This is a genomic window from Erwinia mallotivora (assembly GCF_000590885.1).
Taxonomy (GTDB): domain Bacteria; phylum Pseudomonadota; class Gammaproteobacteria; order Enterobacterales; family Enterobacteriaceae; genus Erwinia; species Erwinia mallotivora.
In genome coordinates this window covers 33,066-56,291 of record NZ_JFHN01000025.1, presented here as the reverse complement: position 1 = coordinate 56,291, position 23,226 = coordinate 33,066, and the positions used below count along the sequence as shown (strand labels likewise).

The following is a 23,226-nucleotide window of genomic DNA, read 5'->3' as shown; positions in this document are numbered from 1 at the left end:
TTTTTAAACTATATTAAATTAATTTAACTGTAATAAAATCTCTGCCTGCGCAGTAAAACTGCCATTTTGTGGCCTTGTTTTATCTGTGCCAGCGTTAACAAGTTTTGCGGTCCAGTTAAATTCTGCGGCAACACCACTGGCAACGGTACTTGATTTTTCCAGGACATTACCACTTAAGCTCATCTGACCACCGCTGCTGTTATAAATTTCTATACCCAGTTGATTGTCACTGTTTCCACTTGAGTCTGTCACACGAATATATTTATTGTCAGTTGAGCTGGTTGTGGAAGTAATGGATGCGTTTGCTGAATAAGAGCCATAATCTGTTTTACAGGTCAATCCGAAAACCAGCGGCTTTTCAACACCCCCACTGGTCAGCATGGCTGGCGTTACGGTCGAGAAATCAATGGTCTTACTGGAATCAAAGGTACATGCCGGTGTGCTGATTACCTTTATCTGGTTGATGGTAAGACTGATTCCGCGTGTCGCATCATCCTGGACCCATTCATACGCCAGAGAACCAGCATCAAGCACCACATCTCCAGTTGGGTCGGAAAGAGAGAGGGTATCCGCAGTTTTGTAAAACTGTACCCGGTAGTAGCTCCCTGCCTTCCAGTCAAAAGTACCTGTGCTTTCACCACCACTAAAAGATACAGTGTAATCAAGAGGATAAGTACCAAACCCCGTTCCGGTATAAGCCTGTACTTTTACTCCGATTCCTTCTACGTTGGTTTTAAATAGCTTGGTTGCAACAGTTTCGCTTAAACCTATCAGGACTCTGCCTGCGGGAATACCGGCAACGCAACCATCGTATCCAATATTTGTAGGTATGGCTGACGTGGTGTATATCGCCCCTGAAATGGGTGTTGACGTATCGGCAGCTGCATCAGCACTGACGGTAATAGTCTGGGCTGCCAGCGTTAATGTGGTTGGCGTTCCTCTGGCAAGGACACATTCGGCGGCGGCGTTCGTTGCTGCTAATCCGCTGAATGATAAAAGTATAACCTTCCGTAGCATCAGTGTTACTCCTTGTCTGTATTCATCTTCTCTATCATGTCGACGGGTAATAGTTTCAGCAAAGCCGAAAAACTCTTACCAACGGTTGATTCTGCAAATGCCAATAAAGGAATGACAGGACTACTGGGTTCCATTTTGGTAAACCATGTCCGTATTTCTCTGAGTTTTTGAACTGCATCTGAGCGTGTTTTAATTCCTGTTTGTACAGGCAGATGAGCGCTTTTAATGACCGGATCTTCCGGCGCAGTAATAACAGCATCAGTTGGCACGACAGCCTGCGGCTCGGCTTCTGGTTGTTCACTCAGAAATGGTGGCGCAGATTCAGGCAATACCGCGGGCTGGGAAGAGGAAGAGACAAATAAACTCAGTAAAGCCCCAAGTCTTGCGAAGTCGGGGGCATCATTTCCCAATGATTCGTCAAGAAGGCTTTTTATCTCTTTCAGACAGATCCCGGCTGCATAGAGTGAGTGGATGGTCGGGTCTTCCCGCTCCTGCCATTCATTGAGCAGGGCAGAGATAACGGATTCTGGTAAAGCTCCTTCTTCACGTGGAGAAGCGTTACCCTTTTCGAAATCTTTAATCGTAATTTGTAAACCTGCACCCTTCGGTAGTGGTTGATTACGAATATCGCCCAGCAGACCACCTATATCCTCAAGTTCGGAGAATGCGTTCGCCCTCAGCAGTGGGACAAATTCATCTTCATCCAGAAGCTGTGGATGAAGGTCTGCCGGGAAAGCAATCAGTAAATGACGAAGAGCGTCCAGACCTTCATAAAGTGCTGCCAGACCAATTTGCCGAATGCGGCAGCGGATCAGCGCAATCACCAAACGGATATCTTTGCTTTTTTCCAGTAATATCAGACATTCCCGTTCCGTTTCTGCCCAGTTAATGGGTTCCGCCGCTTCTGTGAAGCTGCCATATTCCACATTAAGGCGCGGCTGCAATCGGGACTGAAGCATGATAAACCCGGGATCATATTCCAGACTTTCGCCGCAGGCGTGTTCTTCGGATATTTTGTTCAGCAGGTGCTGATAATACTTACTGAGTTGCTCTCTGTTTATTTCAGCCATAGCTAAATCATCCTTATTTGAAAAATGGCTGTTATTGATCCTGTCCCTGTTCGCGTTACCAATAATGGTCTCTGTCATGCTCCTTCCTGATAAAGTTCAGGTTCAAAGCTCATACCGTAGACAGGAAGATCGGTTTCATATCTTTCAAGCCAGGTGGCGTAGCCCAACTGATGCTCACCGCCCAAAGTGGCCTGAGGGACTTCACTGGCTGCCAGCATTAATTGGGTATCCCACGCATACTCAAAGCCAATAAAGTTGCGTACCCATTCGCGCAGGACGGGTAAATCCTGTCCCCAGGGGCTGAAACGCATATATTGTTTCAGCGTCAGCGGTCCAAGAATGAGTTTAAATTTATGCTGTCTGTCTTTCACCGTATTGCCCAGAATAGCGCCATCGCCTAACGTCATTGCACCGCTGTCTTCGCCTAAGATTGACTGATCCTGTGGCGCCAGAAAAATCCACTGGCTGGCAAACTCTTCTAATCTGGCTGGTACTTCAAAATAATATTGTAATGCGCCAAGCAGACCTTCCGGATTACGCGCTTCCCTAATTAAATGGGCAGTAGAAGCAAGACGCGCATGCGTCGGCAGAACCTTGCTGTTGAGTTCCTGCGGGTCCATGCCAGCCAGGCTTGCGACATAGAAGGAAAATCGCTCATCATCAGCGCGATCCAGTGACGCGGTATCCTGTGCTACAAACCATGCCCGATAAAACAAAGAGAGTGCGCGGTGATGAAAAATATCCAAAAAATCAATCATCGTCTGGTCATGCAGTTCTGCCCGGGAGTAGATCAATTCTGATATACCCAACGGCATTGCGCCCTGGGGGCCCCATATGCCAAGACCGAAAAGCTGTAACCTCGTCCTGCCCTCTTCAGTGCTGATACGTGCTATCTCGCGTGGCGAAAAAATCATCGTGGCCAACTGGCCGATGCGGTATTTCTCCTGAGAAGGCAGCGTTGATGTACCCGGATGAGGTGTTGATGGGTTTTTGGCTGCAATAGCCCGCATCAGGCTGATAAAACCCGCATCCCATGGCTGCTCGTTGTTAAACCAGGCGTCCAGCGCCGACAGATTACTTTCCACTTCAGAGCGCCCCTCTCTTACCAGGACGTCCCTTCCAGCTTGCAATCAGCCCTCTCTGCATTGAATGCAATTCAGTTTCAGTAAAAATATTGATGGCGGCATGGCGGGATAAATAATTTTCCATGATCAACCCGAACAGATACGGGCTCACTCCAGAAAAACCTTCTTCATCGATAGTCAACGTACAACGCACTCCACGACCATAGACCATCAATCCATCACCAGGGAGTCTGCGAATCACCGGTTCGCTTTTACAACCAATCAGACTGTTGACCTGGCTGCCAGACTCATGATCTGAACTGTTAAGAAAAAGTCGCAACATGCTGCGCAGGGATTCTCCTCCCAGACTGTGTTCCATATCAGAAAGTGGCAGGTAGTTGAAACTTAATTGACGAATCAACCGCCATGCAGACTCACCAAGTGCGAAAGGAGCACGGGGGGCACTGGGCTGACAAATAAAAGTCGCACCCGTAACCGGTACTGCATCATTCATTGAGAGTTCAAAGCTACCACTTCTTGAGATCAGACGAGGAAGATCCCGGTTTGTAACCATGGCTTCGACGGTCAGATATCTGATGTGATCGGCATACGGCGCTTCCTGTTGCTCGACCAGTGATACGAAGACTTCTGTGCCCATATAAGGCGTTCTTGTATCGTATTTTCTGGTCGTTTCTTCTTTGGTCCTGATTTCGCGTTGAATTGAAAAATACCGGCTGAAATTGCCGAAGTCGCAGTGCCGTGTCTGATAAAGTGGATTAAATACAACCTCTTCGCTTTTTTCCGCCTGTTGACCGAGAACCTTGTTGACTGAAAATACCTCGAAATCCATAGGCCGGCTGCGGTCGGGAACAACATGAAAGGCATTGAGCGCTCGGTTAACTTCAATCCTGTCGACGACTTTGGAAAAAAGATTAATCACCGGGGTGCAAAACAGGAGAAACTTAGAGGGGTCAACGTGTCCGATCAGATTCTGGGGCAGGCGATCTAACAAGATAATTAATTCTGCTTCATTGGTTTGATTGTGCCGTAACCCTTGATCCAGTTGAGTTAAGGTAAAGAAGTAAAAACGCTGGCGGCAGGCAAAATATTCATGGATTAAATTATGTCCATGGAACATGTTCCATGCCATTGGCAGCAGGGTTTGATCAGGTTTCAGTCCTTCGAAAGCCAGTGGCTGCTGGTTAATCACCACGTCTGGTGTTTTCGTATCACCGGAACGGATGATCATCGCAATATTACTGGTATGTACCAGCTCAAAAATATGGGAAACCACTCTTTCATCACCATCGATATAAAGTGGTAGTTCGCTCAGGCCTTCCAGTTGCGAAAAAGTCTTATCGCCCTGTAGTTTTAACTTTATACGTAATGCACCTTTAAGCTTTGAATACGCAATACGGTATTTTTCAAGATTAGGAAGGTCAGGGGGAATAGAAGTTAAACGCGCTTCGGTCATTTCTATTGGCCAAAGCGTGACCTCCTGTCCGCTGCGAAACTCGCAACGTGAATTTTCTCCGGGTAATATTCTGGTATAAAACGCGCTGTTTTTGGGAACCAGATAGCCATGAGTAAGATCACCTTCTTTCAGGTTTGGTGTCAACTGAACAACACCCATTGAAGGAGTAGGTGAGTTATAGTTTGGATAAACAATATCCAGAAGTCTTCTGGTGAATTTTGGAAATTCAGCATCCAGTTTTATTTGTGTTCTGGCAGATAAAAAACAAAATGCTTCAATCAGCCTTTCAACATAAGGGTCGGCAACTTCAATCCCTCGCATCCCCAGACGGGCCGCTATTTTTGGGTGTTTATCGGCGAACTCACGTGACATTTCTCTCATAAATGTCAGTTCATGATTATAATAATCAAGAAATTTATGATCCAACTGTGTAGCCCCATTATTTAATTATTTATTAAATTTCCGTTTTCCTGGGATATCAAGCCCTGGCCCGCGTCATTCCACACGGCCTGATTGCTGGGTGAATATCACCCGGTAGTTGTAAACTTTTCGATGATAATCGTAAAGAGCACAGCCTGAAAGATGGCTAAACTAAACATAGTATTAATTCCCGAAAACACCTGGGTGGGTGAGGTGTCAGGGGCTTTATTTAATGTGTCAGATAATAACAGAGATGGTATGCCTTTCACCCAGTATCCTGCTGGAATCATTATGCGCCCCTCCTTGTTCGCGTCCGGAACCTTATATCATGCCAGTTATGACGACTCAATCTGAAGATGTCTGTAATTGTTCATCCTGAGATTTATTTTTCAATATCTTCTGAAGAAGATACCTTTAATAATAAACAATTGACCTTGGTGCGTAATGGGAGGAAGGATTTTTTTTCGGTCAAAAATCCTAAAATTGGATCGACGATGGTTGTCTGATTTGTTTTTCTGTGACCTTCGCGGCATAGTATTACACGTTTGAGGCACGATGGATGTGCACGTATAAAAGCCCAAAGGAATTGGACTATCATTATGGCTATTACCCGGCAGAATTTATTTGGAAAGCTTAACGCTACATTATTCAGAAGTATTGAAAACGCGACAACCGTATGTAAATTACGTGGCAATCCTTATGTTGAGTTGGTTCACTGGCTGAATCAGCTCTGGCAGCAGGAAGAAAGTGATTTACGTTTAATAGCGCGTCATTTTGAAGTTGATTTTGATGCTATGGAACGTGGATTCGCTCAGGCATTAACTCGTTTGCCTTCGGGCGCAAGTACTATTTCTGACTTTTCCTATCATATTGAGTTGGCGATTGAAAGAGCCTGGATTTATGCCAGTCTTGAATGTTTTGACCATCATATCCGCAGTGGTCATTTATTGATTGCGATGTTAACCACAATGGAACTACGTCGCGCATTATTTGACATTTCTCCCGCATTTGAGCGTATTTCTCTGGAACATCTGACCAACGATTTTGGTTATATCACCCAGACTTCTGCTGAAAAGAACGAAGCCGCAAGTGAGGGCAGCGCCCAGAGAGAAGGTGCAATTCCAGGTGAAGCCAGTCACGCATTGGCAGGACAAAAAAACAGCGCTGGTTTAGCGCAATATACCACCGACCTTACCGCGCTGGCTCGTGAAGGGAAGCTTGATCCTGTGCTGGGACGCGATCATGAAATTAATACCATGATCGATATTCTGCTACGCCGTCGCCAGAACAATCCGTTGCTGACGGGGGAGGCGGGCGTGGGGAAAACGGCTGTTGTTGAAGGACTTGCTCAGTCTGTTGTGGCGGGTAATGTGCCTCCTGCGCTTTCCCATGTACGTCTGCTGACGCTGGATGTTGTAGCACTCTCAGCAGGTGCCAGCATGAAAGGTGAATTTGAGGCCCGGCTTAAATCGGTTCTGGAGGAGGCTATTGCTTCGCCCCAACCCGTTATTTTATTTATTGATGAGGTGCACACGCTGGTCGGTGCGGGAGGCGCAGCCGGTACCGGCGATGCGGCTAACTTGCTTAAACCCGCTCTGGCGAGGGGGCAGCTGCGAACCATTGGCGCAACGACCTGGAGTGAGTTCAAACGGCACATTGAAAAGGATCCGGCGTTGACTCGTCGTTTCCAGGTATTGCAGGTCAACGAGCCTGATGAGGAAACTGCAATCTCGATGCTTCGGGGACTTATACCGATGCTGGAGAAACACCACGGTGTCTGGATTATGGATGAAGCTATCCAGGCTGCGGTTCGCCTTTCTCATCGTTACATTCCGGCTCGTCAGTTGCCTGATAAAGCAATCAGTCTGCTTGATACCGCGTGCGCAAGGGTGGCGGTTGCGCAGCATGCTCCACCTGGAGAGCTACAGATTCTGAAATTCAAGACGGAGACAGTGCAGACCGAGCTTTCGCTGGTTGAAAAAGCGTTACATTTCGGTAAAGGGGAGAACTATCGTGCCATTTCACTGCGTGAGAACATAGCAGAGCACACAGAGAAGAAAGAACTTCTTGAGCAGCGTTGGCAGCAGGAGAAAGAGCTGGTTTCTTCTGTTATCGCTGTACGAAAAGAGCTCCAGGATTTGGCCAAACAGGGTAATCCGGATGATGATCAGATACGTCAGCTGCAAAGTCAGCTTTGTTCCCTGGAAGCCAGTATCCATACAGCTCAACACGAACAGCCCATGATTCAGGCGGAAGTAAATTCGGGCGTTATTGCCAGTATTGTCGCTGACTGGACCGGAATTCCTGTTGGTCAGATGATGAAGGACGATATTCGAGCCGTACTGGAGTTGCCACAAAGACTGGCAGAGCGGGTGATTGGCCAGCAGTTTGCCCTGAACCAGGTCAGCGAAAGTATTCAGACCGCCCGTGCCGGACTGGCAGATCCGAGGAAGCCAATTGGTGTTTTTATGCTGGTCGGGCCTTCAGGTGTCGGTAAAACCGAAACGGCTCTGGCAATTGCTGAGCAGTTATATGGTGGCGAACAAAATCTTATCACCATTAATATGAGTGAATACCAGGAAGCGCATACGGTTTCATCATTGAAGGGGTCGCCGCCAGGCTATGTGGGTTATGGCGAAGGTGGTGTTTTGACCGAGGCGGTTCGCCGTAAGCCATATAGTGTGGTTTTACTGGATGAGATTGAGAAGGCGCATTCGGATGTACATGAATTATTCTTCCAGGTGTTTGATAAGGGATGCATGGAGGATGGTGAAGGACGCCAGATTAATTTTAAAAATACCATTTTATTGCTCACCAGCAATGTCGGTAGCGAATTAATAAGCAGCCTGTTTACCGATCCTGATACTGCTCCTGATGCAGAAAGTCTGAAAAAACTACTGCAACCTGAGTTATTGAAGTCTTTCCCGGCGGCATTCCTGGGGCGACTGGCTGTAGTGCCCTATTTGCCATTACATCAGGAATCGTTGCAACACATTGTCCGGTTGCACCTCGATCGTTTGGGAGAGAGGCTGTTGCAACAGCATGGTGCCCGTCTCCATTACACCGATGCATTAGTGCATTACATCGTCGGGCAGTGCCCGGTGGCGGAAACGGGTGCCAGGATGCTAATTCGCTTCATCGAACAAAACATCGTACCCGAAATGGGACGCCTCATATTGAATAGTGAAATGGCAATAGCAGGCCAGAATATTCGACTGGAAATAAGTCAGAAAAATGACATAGCGATTATCTTTCAACAACAGGAGGAAATGAAAAAAGAGGAAGTGAAAACAGAAGCAGAAATATATGAGTAGCAATGGAACTGACAGACACAAACACAGTTATGTGTGTGTCAAATGCAATTAATTCGTATTTATAAACAGGAAATTTTATGCGTAATTTAAAAGTGATTGTGTGTGCGCTGGCACTGGGCATGACGGCTTCTCAGGCTGCAAACGCTGCAACTCAGGGTACTGTGACATTTAATGGTGAGCTGATTACTGAAACCTGCACCATTGATACCGACAGCGAGAATATCACTGTAACCTTACCCACCCTGTCTACTACAACCTTAGCCACAGCCGGTGCTACCGGTGGCTCAAAACTATTTGATATCAATGTTAGCGACTGTCCTACAGCGATAACCTCTGTTGCTGCGCATTTCGAAGCGATTGGTGGTAGCGGTACTAATTCTTCTACTGGTAACCTGACCAATACTTATAGCGGTACAGATACAGCTGCAACTAACGTTGAAGTACGTTTGTACAATTCTGATGAACAGCCACTGGCTCTGGGGTCTACAGGGGATGCGGCGACCGTAAGTTCTGGTAAAGCTTCTATGCGTTACTATGGTGGCTACTACGCTACAGGTGCGACTACTGCTGGTAAAGTTTATGCCCAGGCTCAGTATACTCTGGCATATCCATAAACTAGCGTTTAAAGCACAAGTTAGTAAGAGTGACTCTGAATTAATGTAAGTTTACTCCTGCTTATATTATAAAGGCCTGGGATATTCTGAATCAGGTAGACCAGGCCTGTATTAAATTTGATTAAAAGCGAAAGTTTTCGGGTAAATCTATGCTGATTAAAATAATCATTTCAGCCCTTTTAATGCTCTCCGCAATTAATAACGGATGGGCAGCAATGACAATTAGTGGCACCAGGATAATTTTTCCAGGGAATGAAAAGGAGGTGAATGTTCGGACAAATAATAAAAGTGGAAACGCTGCATTAGTACAGGTCTGGGTGGATGATGGTGATGCTAATGCCGATGTTAATGCAATGAAAGTTCCTTTTATGGTTACTCCACCTGTTTATCGGGTTGAATCCGGTAAAGGGCAAAGTGTTCGTCTCATTTACAATGGAATGGCGTTGCCGCAGGACCGTGAATCGGTATTCTGGTTTAATTTACTGGAAGTGCCTCCGGTTGTTAAAAATATGGAGAATGTTGACCGGCTGGAGCTTGCCTTCAGAACCAGGATAAAAATATTTTACCGCCCAAAAGCATTATCAAGTTCTGGTACAGCTGAAGTGGATAAAATTCAATGGGAGATATTGTCAGGCGGTAAGGGAATCAAGGTTACTAATCCAACACCTTATTATCTTTCTTTTGACAGTATCAATGCTCAGGTTGGTAGTAAATCTGTAACCTTATCTACAGATATGATTGAACCATTTGGTAATAAAGAGTTCATTTCTGAAAATAAAAGCACCATTACTGGTTTAAGCGAAATAACCTTCAAGTTAATTAATGACTATGGTTCTACTTACAACGGTAAACTCAAAATTACTGATGGAAATAAATTAGTCTTGCAGCAAGATAATTAAATCTAATATCGGATTGTGCAAAGTCAGACAGGGGGAGTGAATGCGCAGTCCGTAGTCCGTAGTCCGTAGACAGTATGCGGCAGTCGACTGGAAAAGGAGCTTACCAGGTGCATCAATCAAAAATGAATTTACTTAGCAAAGCGAAGATCACGCCGCTGTGCGCAATTTCATCCAAAAAGATCATAACAACAATCAGTGTTGTTTGTGTAGTTGTTGCTCCTGTCGGGAGGGCAGAGACTTTGCTTTCTTCTGAGGCAAGCGCGGCTGCTGCACCCGCAGTTATCGAATTCAATCCGTCGTTCATGCATGGCGCTGCCGTCGATGTTTCACGTTTTAATCGGGGAAACTATGTCTCTCCCGGAAGTTACCCCGTTATTGTTATTGTCAATAATCAGAACCGTGGAAAACACACTATACGTTTTACCGCCACGGAAGATGGTCAGACTGCCCGTGCCTGCTTTACCCTGAGTGAAATTGAGTCGCTCGGAATTAAACTGGGTGACAATAATCCTGCACAAAATATAGCCGGGCAAACAATTTCACAAAGTGACGCTGAGCAATGTTACCGGCTGGAGACATTAATTGTTGGCAGTAGCGTAAACTATGACAGCGGCGACTTCCTGCTTTCTGTTGTCGTGCCGCAGGTTAATATTGTCCAGTTTCCACGTGGTTATATCGACCCTAATACCTGGGATTCTGGAGTTACCGCAGGATTTATTGATTATAATGCCAACCTTTACAGCCTGAACTACGGATCGAGCACATATAGTGGAAGTAGCAAAACGACCTATACGAATAATATTGGTCTGCTGGCCGGATTTAATTTCGCCGGGTGGCGCTTAAGAAAAAGATTGAATACAAACTGGTCGAATCGATATGGCATGAAAACGCAGAGCCTGCTGGGATACGCGCAGACCGATATTACACCATTAAAAAGTCAATTGACGATTGGTGACAGTAATACTCGGGGTGAAGTATTTGACAGCTTTACCATACGCGGCATACAGCTTCAATCAGATGAGCGAATGTTACCCGAGGGTATACGCAACTATGTGCCTGTTTTACGTGGAACGGCTGAAACGAATGCAAAAGTCAGTGTGACGCAACGTGGTCAGATTATCTATGAAACAACGGTACCACCGGGGCCATTTGAACTAACTGATATCGGTGCAATGGGGTATGGCGGTGATTTATTATTAACAATTACCGAAGCGGATGGCAGGCAGCGCACTCAGAATGTCCCTTTCTCTGCCCCACCTATGTTGCTGCATGAAGGTGTTTCAAATTTTGGTTTGTCCGCCGGGCAGTTAAGAGACGATGTTTTGCGTGATAACCCTACTGTATTGCAGGGGGTATATCAGTATGGTCTGACGAGCATGTACACTTTGTACGGCGGTATGCAGGCATCCGAGCGTTATAATGCATTTGTTTTAGGTAATTCAATCAATACGCCAGTAGGCGGTATTTATTTCGACGGCACCTACGCGCGAAGCGAACTTCGTGATGGTAAATCAGAGGGTAATAGTTTCAGAGTGGGTTACAGTAAATATCTGGAACCAACCAGAACAGATTTCACCTTAGCGGCTTATCGTTACTCCACAAAAGGTTATTATACCTTCAGAGATGCCAGTATTGACCGATATGGTTCTCGTTCCAGTTACAAAGAAGTTGATTATCGTGCCCGTGAAAAACTGACTTTAACAATGGGACAACGTTTGTGGAATAACTCATATATTAATGCATCTGGCAGCATATACAGTTACTGGGATGAGAGGTCAACGGCTAAACAATACACCCTTAGTTTTAATAAAACTGAGCGCTATTTTTCCTGGTCTCTTGCAGCATCCCGATCCTACTCGGGCAATGGTAAGAATATCAACAACTACACCTTTTCGGTAAGCGTACCTTTAGGTCGAAATAATACCGTTTCCAAACCCGCATTCAGTTCACTGTATTCCACATATACTCGCGACAGTTCGAATAATGCCACCTTGCAGATGAATGCAAACGGTAGTCAGGGTGACAGGAACGAATTTAACTACGGTATAGGAACCTCATATGGTCGATCCAGTTCTGGCTCACATGTGGAAGGCGTAACAGGTAATGCTAATTATCGTTCACCTTATGGTCAGATTGGGATGACCGCTTCGTATAACAGTGAGTCGACAAAGCAGATGTCGTTATCGGCAAATGGCAGCCTTGTTGCGCATCAGGGGGGAGCGACACTGGGTCCGCAATTGGGAGATTCTCCTTTTGCCATTATTGATGTGCCCGGCGGGGAAGGCGCGAAATTATCAAATGGTTATGGGTCAACAATTGACAGTAATGGTTATGTGATTATGCCGTCACTTACACCTTACCGTGAGAACACCGTTTCTATAGATGCGAAAGGATTACCCGATACCGTTGACGTTTTAGAGAATGAAAGGGTTATTGTGCCGCGTGCTGGTTCAGTTTCATTGATTCACATGAAAACACTTATTGGTATTCCTGCCATCCTGACGGTCAGGGATAGTAATGGGGTATTTATGCCAATTGGTACTGAACTGGTTAATAAGGATGGCGTCAGCCAGACCGTTATCGGCCAGGGTGGTAAAGGCTTTATACGTGGGTGGGATCCCGACAGTGGTTCACTCTATGTCATGGGAGATGAATCTGTTAATTGTCGTATTCTTTCGGGTAGCAATGTCTCGGCAACGGGAGAAAATAAGATGGCACAACTGGAGGTGACATGTACTCGTTAAATAAGCATATACGACTGACAGTTTCTGCGATGATGTTTTCAGGTCTTTTTTTCCCTTTGCAGCTTGCAGCTGATACAGATTGTAGCAATGGGTGTAATATTGAAGTACTTTTTCAGGGTGTTTATAACGAAGAGACTTGCATTGTCAGCATTAATAGTGGAACTTATTCAGAGGTAGTATTATTACCAACAATCAGTACTTCATCATTGCAAACTGATGGTAATGAAGCTGGCAGTAAGAATTTCGATATTACATTGCAGGAGTGTCCTTCTGATCGCACTGTGACGGTTAAATTTGTCAGCAACTTGAGTTCGGCTGATTCCACTACGGGCAATCTCATTAATACAACAGGGGATGGTTACAGTGAAAATGTCCAGGTCAGAATCCGCAAAGAAGATGGCACGCAGGTTATCATTGATGATACGGAAAGTGGTCAGGATTATGTTGTTTCTTCCTCTGGAGACGATGTTACTCATCAATATACAGCGAGTTATTATGCCAGCGGGAATAATGCCGTTACGGCAGGGGTTTTAAAATCACTTGCCGGAGTTGAACTCGTTTATAATTAGATTAGGGAGGGATGGTTGCCTTTATTGGGGGCAGTGAGTAAAAATTCATTATGTAATTACTGTTAGGCAACAGATATTTAATATTTTATGTGCACAGTGAAAGGGATATCGTGATGGCTGGTAAAAGCAGTTCTCAAAAATTTATTGCAAGGAATCGTGCTCCCCGTGTTCAGATAGAATACGATGTGGAAATTTATGGCAGCGAAAAGAAGATTGAACTGCCATTTGTCATGGGAGTACTGGCTGATTTATCTGGTAAAGCACTTGAGCCTTTACCTCCGGTCGCTGACAGAAAGTTCCTGAGTATTGATATCGACAATTTTGATGAGCGTATGAAGGCGATGAAACCAAGAGTCGCCTTTGCGGTGCCGAATACGTTGACTGGTGAAGGTCAGCTGATGGTTGATATGTCATTTGAAAGTATCAATGATTTTTCTCCTGACGAAATTGCTAAAAAGGTTGACTCACTTTCTCAACTTTTGGAAGCGCGGACACAGTTGGCCAATTTACAAACCTATATGGATGGTAAAGCGGGTGCCGAAAGTCTGGTAATGAAAGTGTTGAATGATAAAACGCTGCTCAACACGCTGGCTGCTGAACCTAAGCCCAAAAATGCAACCAGTAATCTATCACGGAAAGATTGAGTCAGAGAAGGGAATCATGGCTATTAATGTAGAAAACAATAAGCAGGTTACAGCTGCCACTACAACTTATAGTGATTTTAATGCTTTATTGAATAAAGAATTTAAGCCGAAATCCGATCAGGCGAAAGCCGCTGTTGAAAATGCAGTAAAGACGCTTGCGGAACAGGCTCTTGCAAACTCTGTTACTGTTGCTGAGGATGCTTATAAAAACATTGCAAGATTTATCGCTGAAATTGATCGGAAATTGTCGGAGCAAATTAATTTGATTTTGCATCATCCGGAATTTCAGGCTTTGGAAAGTGCATGGCGTGGTTTGCATTATCTGGTTTATAACACGGAAACAGATGAAAAGCTGAAACTGCGCTTTATGGATATTTCCAAGGATGATTTAAGACGTAACATGAAGCGCTACAAAGGAATCGCATGGGATCAGAGCCCTTTGTTTAAGCAGATTTATGAAGAAGAATATGGTCAGCTCGGCGGTGAGCCATATGGCTGTCTTGTTGCCGATTACTTTTTTGACCATACTGCGCCGGATGTGGATTTGTTATCGTCAATTGGCAAAGTTGCCGCATCGGCACATGTCCCTTTCATTACCGGAGCATCACCTTCCGTATTACAGATGGACTCGTGGCAGGAACTGGCCAACCCGCGAGATCTGACCAAAATTTTTACCCAGAACCTGGAATATGCAGCGTGGAATTCACTGCGCCAGTCAGAAGACTCTCGTTATATTGGTCTGGCGATGCCACGTTTCCTGGCGCGTCTGCCTTACGGTATCCGAACCAATCCGGTAGATCATTTTAACTTTGAAGAAACCACCGATGGTGCAGACCACAGCAAATATGTCTGGTCTAACGCAGCCTATGCGATGGCGGTAAATATTAATCGTTCATTCAAGCATTACGGTTGGTGTACCTTAATTCGTGGAGTGGAAAGCGGTGGCGTAGTGGAAGGCTTGCCCTGCCATACTTTCCCTACGGATGATGGTGGAATCGATATGAAATGTCCGACAGAAATTGCTATTTCTGATCGCCGTGAAGCTGAATTAGCCAAAAATGGCTTTATTCCACTTATTCATCGTAAAAACACTGACTATGCGGCTTTCATTGGTGCACAGTCTCTGCAAAAACCGGCTGAATATTATGATCCGGATGCAACAGCAAACGCCAACTTATCGGCCCGTTTGCCTTACATGTTTGCCTGTTCACGCTTTGCTCATTACCTCAAATGTATTGTTCGAGACAAAATCGGTACATTTAAAGAACGTGATGAGATGCAACGCTGGTTGAATAATTGGGTAATGAATTATGTGGATGGTGATCCGGCCAACTCTTCTTTCGAAACAAAAGCACGTCGCCCGCTGGCTGCTGCTGAAGTCGTGGTAGAGGAAGTGGAAGGTAATCCAGGATACTATCAGGCAAAATTTTTCCTGCGGCCACATTTCCAGTTAGAAGGTCTGACGGTTTCACTACGTATGGTTGCTAAACTGCCTTCACTGAAAGGCGTTGCCTGATATAAAAAATTGTATTTAGCTTGTCGGAACTGTATTTACGGCTCCAGGTTGACTGTTACATAAAAATATTAGCAGAGTAGTGTTGCTTTACATTAAGTAAAGTTCTCTGTTTTAGCAGGTCGTTACACCACGTGTAACGTTTTATATTAGTGTCTAATAAGGAAATTATCATGGCACAAGATATGTTTATTAAGATCGATGGCATCGAAGGTGAATCACTTGATGCTTCTCACACTAATGAAATTGAAGTTCTGACGTGGCAATGGGATGTCGCTCAGCATTCAAATATGCACAGTGGTTCAGGTGGTGGCTCCGGTAAAGCAACTGTAGACGATTTTTGTTTTACTCACTATACCGATAAAGCCAGTCCTAACCTTCTCAGTTATTGTCTGACGGGTAAGCACATCAAGAATATTGTTTTTGTTGTTCGCAAAGCGGGCGGCGACCCGTTGGAGTATCTGACTATCACATTTACTGACGTCATTATTACTCGTGTTGGCATGACTGGCTCTTCTGCAGACGAAACCCGTCCATGTGAAGAAGTTAAATTCTCTTTCACTAAAGTCACTCAGGATTATGTCATGCAAAATTCTGAGGGTAGTAAATCTGGTGTTATCTCAGCCAGCTATGATGTTAAAGCTAATCAGAGTAGTTAATTGACTTTCAGTGTTGTAATAAAACTTGCCATCTTCAGGTGGCAAGTTTTTAACTCGGTATCTTAATTGATGCTACCAGGAAAACTTGGAGTAAGTATTTGTTTTTCTACCATTTGGTGGGTTGAGGTACAATAAGATGCAGCATGTTAAAAAATAAATAAGTCCGAATGGAAATTCATCGATTATTCAGTGGTTCTGCTGTTGTCTTTTTTTTTATCTGGCTGTGGTTTTTCACTACCAAAAAAACAGGAATCAGATTCTTTTAAAATTAGTTTAACCGCAGCAGACGATATCAATATTAATGAAAAAGGCGAGGCGTCACCATTAAGCATCAGTGTTTATGGATTGAAAGCGGTGGATAATTTTGAAAATAGTGATTTTTTTTCAATTACTGATAACACCAACCCTGCACTGAAGGAAGAGGTCTCAAAAATTTATGAAGGAATAATAAAGCCGGGTGAAAAAAGGAAAATTTCTGTTTCTCCTGATAAGGATGATATTGCCATAGGGATCACGGCTGCTTATCGGGAGATAGACAAAGCAGGCTGGAGCGAAATTATTTCTCTTGAAGAAAAACATAAGAAGAAATCCTGGTGGCGAAAAATAGCGCCTGGGGAACAGGTTGTATTCGGCGTGCATTTCAACACATTAGCAATCTCAATCGATAAAATGGACTGACCGATGAGAACAAATAAAGTGGTCTGGAGCGAAGGGCTCTTTCTTCGCCCTCAGCTTTTTCAGCAGCAGGAACGGTATTTAGAATATTATGCCCATAAACGTGCGGCGACTATTACCCCTTTTTTTTGGGGGTTTGCGCACTATGACATAGATTTGGATGCGCTTTCTTACGGTAAACTTGTTCTTCGGTCTGGAAGAGGCGTTCTCCCTGATGGAACACCGTTTGATATTCCAGGTCATGCCGAACTACCAGAACCGCTTACTATCAGTCCGGATCATTTAGGAAAAATGATCTATCTGGCGGTGCCACTGCGGCTGGATAACAGTGATGAAACTATTTTTGATCCCGCCGATTACGGTTCACTGGCGCGTTTTTATGCCTTTGAAACCGAGCTGAGCGATACCAACTCGATTCGTCAGGGGCCTAAACCCGTTCAGTTAGCGAGTCTGCGGCTAAAACTGGTAGCTGAAAGCGAGATGACCGAATCCTGGATAGGTTTGCCTTTAACCAGAATCAGAGCTATTCAGCCTGATGGTAGCGTACTGTTGCACGTTGAAGATTATATTCCACCCGTGACCGGATACGCCGCCAGTCGTTTGCTGACCGAATGGCTGATTCATCTTAATGGCCTGGTAAAAATGCGAGCTGAAATGCTGGCGGAACGTTTATCTAACAGTGATGGTAAAGCCAGCGGTGGAGCAGAGGTTGTCGATTACCTGCTTTTACAGATCTTTAACAAATATGAACCTGTTCTTGACCATCTGAGAAATATCCCCGAGTTAGCCCCTATTGTGTTGTATCAGGAACTGGCGAAATTTTCTGGTGAGCTGTCGACCTTTATTCGCACTAAAACGCGTCGGCCTAAAAGTGCCCCGGGCTATGACCACGCACGACTCTATCAGTCTATCTATCCATTGGTTGAAGAACTACACGATTTACTCAATCAAATCCTGATTCGTGCCGGACAGCTAATAGATCTGCATGCGAAAGGCAACGGTGTCTGGTCTGCATCAGTATTACCCGGCGAATTACGCTCATTCTCTAATCTGGTACTCGCAGTTAATGCACAGTTACCCATGGATGTTCTGCAACAGCAATTCTCAGCGCAGACCAAAATCAGTGCTCCACAACAGCTACGTGAGCTGGTTCGGTCGCATTTGCCTGGCCTGGTTTTACAGGCGTTGCCAGTACCACCGCGACAGATCCCTTATCAGTCGGGGTTTGTCTATTTTGATCTGCTAAAAAGTGGCCCTTTCTGGGATAAGGTTGCAGGGACAGGAGCGCTGGCTCTTCATGTTGCGGGTGATTTCCCTGAACTGAAAATGGAGCTTTGGGGAGTTCGAAACTGATGAGTGAAGCTGACCAGCTGAAGGATTTTGACATCCCTGATCCAACACCGGCACCTGATGAAACATTGACGCCGCAGGCCATGGGCAAATTTTTGCTTGATGATGGTTATGAGGCGCCTGACATTGCATCAACCGCCAGTTTTAACGGTTTTGCTGTAAGGGGCGCTGACAAAAATGAAGCCACGTTGAAAAGTGAAGGTGTTCAGCAACGCGTATTAAAAGTTAAAGCTGCCGTCAATCCATTACTGGAGGCTGTGCAACCATTGCTCAGGGCATTAAGCGATATGCCTGAAACAATGTCATCGCCTGAACATGCGGATGTGTTGAAACGCATTCTTAAAAATGAAATTAATTTGTTCAGCGTGGTGTGCGATGAGGTGGAAATCTCATGGAAAAAAATGGCTATTGTGCGCTATTGCATTTGTACTGCTCTGGACGAGGCGGCTCACACCACCAGTTGGGGAGCGCAATGGGGATGGTCACAAAGTAATATTCTCAACCATTTTGAAGGGGACAATGACGGCGGAAATAAATTTTTCCTGCTCATTGGCCGGCTGTCGATGAATCCCCACGAATATGTTGATGTGCTGGAAGTTTTGCTCCGCATTCTGGGGCTGGGATTTGAAGGTCGTTACAGCATCCTGGAGGACGGTGATCGTCAACTGACCAAGATTCGCCAGCGATTGCTGACGATTATCCAGAGCACCAGAGATTCGATGCCTCCCGAGCTTTCTCCTCATGGTCTGGTTTTTCGCGGTAAGGCAAAAAAAGAACGCCTGATTATACCTGTTCGGGTGACATTTTTATTTGCCAGTGTACTGGTAGCCTCAACCTATATCTGGTGTAAATACTGGTTATCGAAGCATGAAATTAATTTGCAGCAGAGAATTCACGCTATGCAGTATCTTAATTACACCCGACAGCCTGTTGTAGCCCGACTCCGGTTGGCTATTTTATTAAAAGAAGAGATAAGAAAAAATTTAGTCAGTGTTGATGAGACGCAGATTCAAAGTAAAGTTGTTTTTCGTGGTGATTCAATCTTTATGTCAGGTTCGGATAAGATAATTCCTGAGATGGAACCTGTTCTGCGGCGCGTTGCGAAAGAAGTTCATCGTGTAAATGGCGTAGTGAAAATTGTTGGGCATACAGACTCGGTGCCCGTTAAAACAAAAGCGTTCCCTGATAATAAAGTGCTGTCGGAAAAGCGGGCTGAATATGTCTCTCATTATTTTATTGATGAAGGGATTTCACCAGAAAAAATAACTGCACAGGGGGTTGGTGATACTCAGCCTGTAAGCAGTAATAAAGACAAACAAGGGCGTGCGCAAAACAGGCGTGTGGAATTTTTTGTGACTTATTAATGAGTTAAATAATGTCCTATTTAAACAGAATCTTCTCAGGGCGATTTACCAGACTATTTATGGTGGTTGCTTTTTTTGCTTTACTTATCGCTGCAATCTGGTTCCTCGGTCCTTTTTTGGGCTTTGGTGAAACACGTCCTCTGGAAAGCACAGAAGCTAGTATCATCTTTATTATTCTGGCGCTTCTCTGCCTGGTCAGTTTTTGGTTTAATATTCCTTTTTTTATGGTGATGATGGCCACAGCCTGTGTAATAGTCTGGGTTATTGGTCCCTATGTTTTTATTGGTTATGGTTATCCTTTAGCGGGCATAATGGCAAGATTTTTTGTCATCAGTGTTATTCTTTTTTGTGCGTTGATTTACGGAATCTGGAAGCTTCTTCTGGCATTAAAAAACAATCCGAAATTACTCGATACACTGTTTAGTAATAAGGACGTGAAAGTTGATACCCAGATTTACGAAGTTGATGCGATAATCCGTGACGCGGCTGAATACATTAAAAAAATCAGTAAGAATATATCGTTTGTTCGCCGTTTTATTCAGCCCAAAAAGTCGCTTAGCGACCTTCCCTGGTACATGGTATTAGGAACCCAGGGGGCAGGTAAAACGTCGATTATTTTACACTCCGGTCAAAATTTTCCTTTGCCGGAGCAGTTGAATCGTATTTGTAAAGAGAGTTCACCCACCAAAAACTGCGAGTGTTGGTTTGCCAACGAAGCTTTGTTTATTGATACTGCGGGTAAATATATCGACGCGGCTCACAGCAATATGCCAGAGTGGGAAGTATTGCTGAAGTCGATTAAAAAATATCATCCAATTAAAGCGCTAAATGGCGTCATCATTACCGTTTCTGTCTCTGATGTAATGGGCCGCAGCAAAACGGAACTCTACGACCTGTCAGCAAAAATTCGTTCCTGTCTTGATGACACGAGAAAGTTTTTGGGTGTACGTTTTCCGGTGTATGTCGTGGTCACCAAACTGGATCAACTAAGCGGTTTTGCCGAATATTTTCGTATCCTCACTGAGCAGGAACGTGAGCAGATTTGGGGAGTCACGTTCCCTTATGGCGATGATATGAAGACCGCCGTTGCGGAATTGCGAAGCGTTGTCGAGTCAGAACTTACCTTGCTGGAGAACCGCATTGAAAGAAACATGACAATGCGACAGCAGGAGGAGTACGAAAATACTGACAGAAAAAAAATGTATGCCCTGCCGCAGGACTTCAGGATGTTGACGCAGGGGGTGGCGGAGATCCTACAAAATATTTTCTTCGCTTCACGTTATGATGAAACGCAAAGCTATACCTCACTGCGTGGAGTCTATTTCAGCAGTAGCCATCAGCCAGAGAAGAGTGTAATGGTAAATGATATTACACTGATTCAAAAATGGCGGAATTTCATTAATAACCGAATTCCGGATGCTCAGGCTTATTCAGCTTCATTGCAGGAAGATGCTGACTTTCTGATAAAGGATGTATCATATGGTCGCCAGTATTTTCTTCGTCAGCTTTTTTCCGAGATTATTATAAAAGATGCCGATCTGGTCAGGCACAATTTCCGTGTGGTAACGAAATATCGCTTCCAGAATTTTCTTGGTCACTGCTTTTGTATAATGATTTCGGTTTTTCTGCTAAGTGGTCTTTATCATAGCTATCATAATAATGGCAATTATCTGGATGCGGTGGAGGTGAAAGTTGCCAGGCTGGAGGGAGAGGTAAAAACATTTCTGAAAACGGCAAATCAGAATATGCTTCCGACCTTACTGAACCTTGCCCAGTTCCTGCCCGATTTCGCCGGGCTGGATGTGCTCAATCCAGATTTGGAATACCGCTATGGCTTGTATGTTGGCAAAAGTCTGAACCGGAATTCTGATGGTCTCTACCATTTCTTTCTCAGAAAATTGCTTTTTCCAATGATTGAAAGCCAGTCTCATGCTGCTTTGCAGAACGCGATTTACAATAATGATCCGGCGGAAGTGTATAGTGCTCTGAAGCTTTATTTGATGGTTTCAGGTGAAGGGGAATTTAATCAGGAATATCTGATAGCCAGTATCACTACTGCCTGGGATATTTCCGGTAAGATCCAGCCGTACGAAGAAAGAAGTTTGTTTATGGCTCACCTGAAAAAATTATTCAGTCAGCCTGACTGGCGACAATATGGTGAGCCGGCAGATAAAGAGCTTATCACTGAAGCCAGAGAATTGCTCAACCGTAATCTCCTGAGCGCACGTCTTTATGACCGGGTAAAGTCTGCAATGCAGGCTGATGCGCCAGAAAACCTGACGTTAAATAAGATAACTGACGAGGAAGCCGGGCAGGTTTTCACCGTCATTGACCCCGCTATGGCCGAAAAAGGGGTGCCAGGGCTTTTTACTTATAATGGTTATCATCAGGTATTTAAAAAAAAAATTAGTGGCATCCTCAGGAAGCTTCAGCAGGAGGATCGTTGGGTCATGGGCAATGCGCAACCGCTGGCTTCGCTGAAAGCACTAAAGGCAGATCCGAATGCAGCCATTACTGACCCGCTAAAAGATGAATTAACCCGGCTCTATCTGAAGGAGTATACCCGGACCTGGCAAACCTTTTTAAAGAGTATTCGTCTGAAGTCTGACGAGCTGGATAATAACAGCATGGGTTTGTCATTTGATATTTATATGATGCGTACTCTGGTTTCCACAAATTCGCCGCTGGTGAATCTGGCGAAGGAGGCGGTTAAGCAGACGACGCTGGCCGCCGATCAGCCGGAAAGCCTGCTCAAAGGTCAGGGTAGCAGTATGGGAATGAACAGCCAGTTGCTTGATGCTGCCTCAAAACTCAATCTCGCCATAGCGGCCCACGAGAAGGTAATTTTGCGACAGGGTGTTGATAATTTTTTTACGCCTCTACGCAATTTTGTGGGTGGTGGTAATAGTAATAATGGTGCAGCTGATACATCGAACTCAGGGGCAAAACTGGCAACGATCATGGGAGTATTAAATGATCAGTATACGCTTTTAGTGATCTCCGACAGCGCGATTAAAAATGGAAATCTGCCAGACGTTTCAGATGCTGGTCAACGGTTAAGCGCAGAGTCTGCGGTATGGCCAGATCCTTTTAAGTATATTATTGCCCCACTGCTTAATGGGGCCTATAAGCGGGTAAATCATCAGGTTGTTAATAATACGAATAAAACGATTACAGCCAGTCTCGGTGAAGTTTGCCGTACAATGCTTCAGGGGCGTTATCCTTTCGCAGATGCATCTGAAGAGGTAAGCCTGCGGGATTTTGAGCAGTTTTTTGCTGCCGGCGGTATTGTTGACGATTACTTCAAAAAGAGTCTGGCTGATAAGGTGGACACATCAACCCGCCCGTGGCGCTATAAAGGTGAGGTCGAGACACAATCTTCTGAAGCTCTGGATATCTTCGAGCAGGCTCAGCAGATCCGTAAGGCTTTTTTTCAGAATGGTGACAACAAACTGGCAATTAATTACACGGTGGCAATTCCCTACATGTCGCCTTCAGTGACTCAGTTAACACTTAATTTTGACGGAAATGTCATGACTTACGCGCATGGCCCTGTGTTGCCGAAGTCTTTTAAATGGCCTGGAAATCGTTCTGAATCTGTTGTAAGTATGAGCACCCGGCCGCGTGTGACGTTGGAAGATAATGGTGTAACCAAAAAAGGCCCCTGGGCGTTAATGCGTTGGCTGGATACGGTGGAGGATATTGAAACTTCTGATACCGGGCAGCCAATTCTGATATTTGATATGCATAATCGTCAGGTTAAAGTTGAAGTCACCGGATTGACATATAAAAATGAATTAATCATCGATTTGTTAAAGAATTTTTATTGTCCGTGA

The 23,226-nt window shown here is 44.8% G+C and carries 16 protein-coding genes; 12 read left to right on the top strand and 4 right to left on the bottom strand.

Going from position 1 to position 23,226, the window contains the following annotated elements:
- Positions 1 to 18 precede the first annotated feature (18 nt).
- The 4 genes from BG55_RS21715 to tssF all read right to left on the bottom strand — a co-directional run bounded on the left by BG55_RS21715 (position 19) and on the right by tssF (position 5,051).
- Positions 19 to 1,017, bottom strand: coding sequence for a fimbrial protein (locus tag BG55_RS21715; protein WP_034934588.1), 999 nt, complete (start codon positions 1,015 to 1,017; stop codon positions 19 to 21).
- A 5-nt stretch (positions 1,018 to 1,022) separates the two neighbouring features.
- Positions 1,023 to 2,087, bottom strand: coding sequence for a type VI secretion system protein TssA (locus BG55_RS04080; RefSeq protein ID WP_034934694.1), 1,065 nt, complete (start codon positions 2,085 to 2,087; stop codon positions 1,023 to 1,025).
- A gap of 74 nt (positions 2,088 to 2,161) precedes the next feature.
- Positions 2,162 to 3,172, bottom strand: a complete 1,011-nt coding sequence (tssG, locus tag BG55_RS04075) for a type VI secretion system baseplate subunit TssG (protein ID WP_034934586.1) — start codon at positions 3,170 to 3,172, stop codon at positions 2,162 to 2,164.
- A gap of 1 nt (position 3,173) precedes the next feature.
- The gene (tssF, locus tag BG55_RS04070) at positions 3,174 to 5,051 is read right to left on the bottom strand and encodes a type VI secretion system baseplate subunit TssF (protein ID WP_034934583.1); all 1,878 of its coding nucleotides are present in this window, start codon (positions 5,049 to 5,051) and stop codon (positions 3,174 to 3,176) included.
- Between the two features lie 593 nt (positions 5,052 to 5,644).
- Between tssF and tssH the strand changes: the two genes are divergently transcribed.
- From tssH to tssM, 12 genes are all read left to right on the top strand, one after another.
- Positions 5,645 to 8,359 (top strand): type VI secretion system ATPase TssH, encoded by a 2,715-nt coding sequence (gene tssH, locus BG55_RS04060; RefSeq protein ID WP_052018674.1) that lies wholly within the window; start codon positions 5,645 to 5,647, stop codon positions 8,357 to 8,359.
- A 77-nt stretch (positions 8,360 to 8,436) separates the two neighbouring features.
- Positions 8,437 to 8,973 (top strand): fimbrial protein, encoded by a 537-nt coding sequence (locus tag BG55_RS04055; protein ID WP_034934580.1) that lies wholly within the window; start codon positions 8,437 to 8,439, stop codon positions 8,971 to 8,973.
- A gap of 149 nt (positions 8,974 to 9,122) precedes the next feature.
- Complete coding sequence (locus BG55_RS04050) at positions 9,123 to 9,872, top strand: fimbria/pilus periplasmic chaperone (RefSeq protein WP_034934578.1); 750 nt, start codon at positions 9,123 to 9,125, stop codon at positions 9,870 to 9,872.
- A gap of 122 nt (positions 9,873 to 9,994) precedes the next feature.
- A complete protein-coding gene (locus tag BG55_RS04040) occupies positions 9,995 to 12,616 on the top strand; it encodes a fimbria/pilus outer membrane usher protein (protein ID WP_084276186.1) in 2,622 nt (873 codons plus the stop codon).
- Positions 12,604 to 13,185 (top strand): fimbrial protein, encoded by a 582-nt coding sequence (locus BG55_RS04035; RefSeq protein ID WP_034934573.1) that lies wholly within the window; start codon positions 12,604 to 12,606, stop codon positions 13,183 to 13,185. The genes BG55_RS04040 and BG55_RS04035 overlap by 13 nt, the downstream gene beginning before the upstream one ends.
- A 113-nt stretch (positions 13,186 to 13,298) precedes the next feature.
- On the top strand, positions 13,299 to 13,829 hold the full coding sequence (tssB, locus tag BG55_RS04030; RefSeq protein ID WP_034934571.1) for a type VI secretion system contractile sheath small subunit: 531 nt from the start codon (positions 13,299 to 13,301) through the stop codon (positions 13,827 to 13,829).
- A 16-nt stretch (positions 13,830 to 13,845) separates the two neighbouring features.
- On the top strand, positions 13,846 to 15,345 hold the full coding sequence (tssC, locus tag BG55_RS04025; protein ID WP_034934567.1) for a type VI secretion system contractile sheath large subunit: 1,500 nt from the start codon (positions 13,846 to 13,848) through the stop codon (positions 15,343 to 15,345).
- 170 nt (positions 15,346 to 15,515) lie between these two features.
- Positions 15,516 to 16,001 (top strand): Hcp family type VI secretion system effector, encoded by a 486-nt coding sequence (locus BG55_RS04020; protein ID WP_034934565.1) that lies wholly within the window; start codon positions 15,516 to 15,518, stop codon positions 15,999 to 16,001.
- A 189-nt stretch (positions 16,002 to 16,190) separates the two neighbouring features.
- Positions 16,191 to 16,679, top strand: coding sequence for a type VI secretion system lipoprotein TssJ (tssJ, locus tag BG55_RS04015; RefSeq protein ID WP_052018672.1), 489 nt, complete (start codon positions 16,191 to 16,193; stop codon positions 16,677 to 16,679).
- Between the two features lie 3 nt (positions 16,680 to 16,682).
- Complete coding sequence (gene tssK / locus BG55_RS04010; RefSeq protein ID WP_034934560.1) at positions 16,683 to 18,029, top strand: type VI secretion system baseplate subunit TssK; 1,347 nt, start codon at positions 16,683 to 16,685, stop codon at positions 18,027 to 18,029.
- The gene (gene tssL, locus BG55_RS04005) at positions 18,029 to 19,390 is read left to right on the top strand and encodes a type VI secretion system protein TssL, long form (protein ID WP_034934558.1); all 1,362 of its coding nucleotides are present in this window, start codon (positions 18,029 to 18,031) and stop codon (positions 19,388 to 19,390) included. The genes tssK and tssL overlap by 1 nt, the downstream gene beginning before the upstream one ends.
- Positions 19,391 to 19,401: 11 nt before the next feature.
- Positions 19,402 to 23,226 (top strand): type VI secretion system membrane subunit TssM, encoded by a 3,825-nt coding sequence (tssM, locus tag BG55_RS04000; RefSeq protein ID WP_034934555.1) that lies wholly within the window; start codon positions 19,402 to 19,404, stop codon positions 23,224 to 23,226.

Bases quoted from the DNA above. Each gene is read 5' to 3' on its own strand.
- tssC (WP_034934567.1), top strand. From the start codon at position 13,846: ATGGCTATTAATGTAGAAAACAATAAGCAGGTTACAGCTGCCACTACA.
- BG55_RS21715 (WP_034934588.1), bottom strand. From the start codon at position 1,017: ATGCTACGGAAGGTTATACTTTTATCATTCAGCGGATTAGCAGCAACG.
- tssH (WP_052018674.1), top strand. From the start codon at position 5,645: ATGGCTATTACCCGGCAGAATTTATTTGGAAAGCTTAACGCTACATTA.
- BG55_RS04020 (WP_034934565.1), top strand. From the start codon at position 15,516: ATGGCACAAGATATGTTTATTAAGATCGATGGCATCGAAGGTGAATCA.
- tssB (WP_034934571.1), top strand. From the start codon at position 13,299: ATGGCTGGTAAAAGCAGTTCTCAAAAATTTATTGCAAGGAATCGTGCT.
- tssK (WP_034934560.1), top strand. From the start codon at position 16,683: ATGAGAACAAATAAAGTGGTCTGGAGCGAAGGGCTCTTTCTTCGCCCT.
- BG55_RS04055 (WP_034934580.1), top strand. From the start codon at position 8,437: ATGCGTAATTTAAAAGTGATTGTGTGTGCGCTGGCACTGGGCATGACG.
- BG55_RS04035 (WP_034934573.1), top strand. From the start codon at position 12,604: ATGTACTCGTTAAATAAGCATATACGACTGACAGTTTCTGCGATGATG.
- BG55_RS04050 (WP_034934578.1), top strand. From the start codon at position 9,123: ATGCTGATTAAAATAATCATTTCAGCCCTTTTAATGCTCTCCGCAATT.
- tssM (WP_034934555.1), top strand. From the start codon at position 19,402: ATGTCCTATTTAAACAGAATCTTCTCAGGGCGATTTACCAGACTATTT.
- BG55_RS04040 (WP_084276186.1), top strand. From the start codon at position 9,995: ATGAATTTACTTAGCAAAGCGAAGATCACGCCGCTGTGCGCAATTTCA.
- tssL (WP_034934558.1), top strand. From the start codon at position 18,029: ATGAGTGAAGCTGACCAGCTGAAGGATTTTGACATCCCTGATCCAACA.
- BG55_RS04080 (WP_034934694.1), bottom strand. From the start codon at position 2,087: ATGGCTGAAATAAACAGAGAGCAACTCAGTAAGTATTATCAGCACCTG.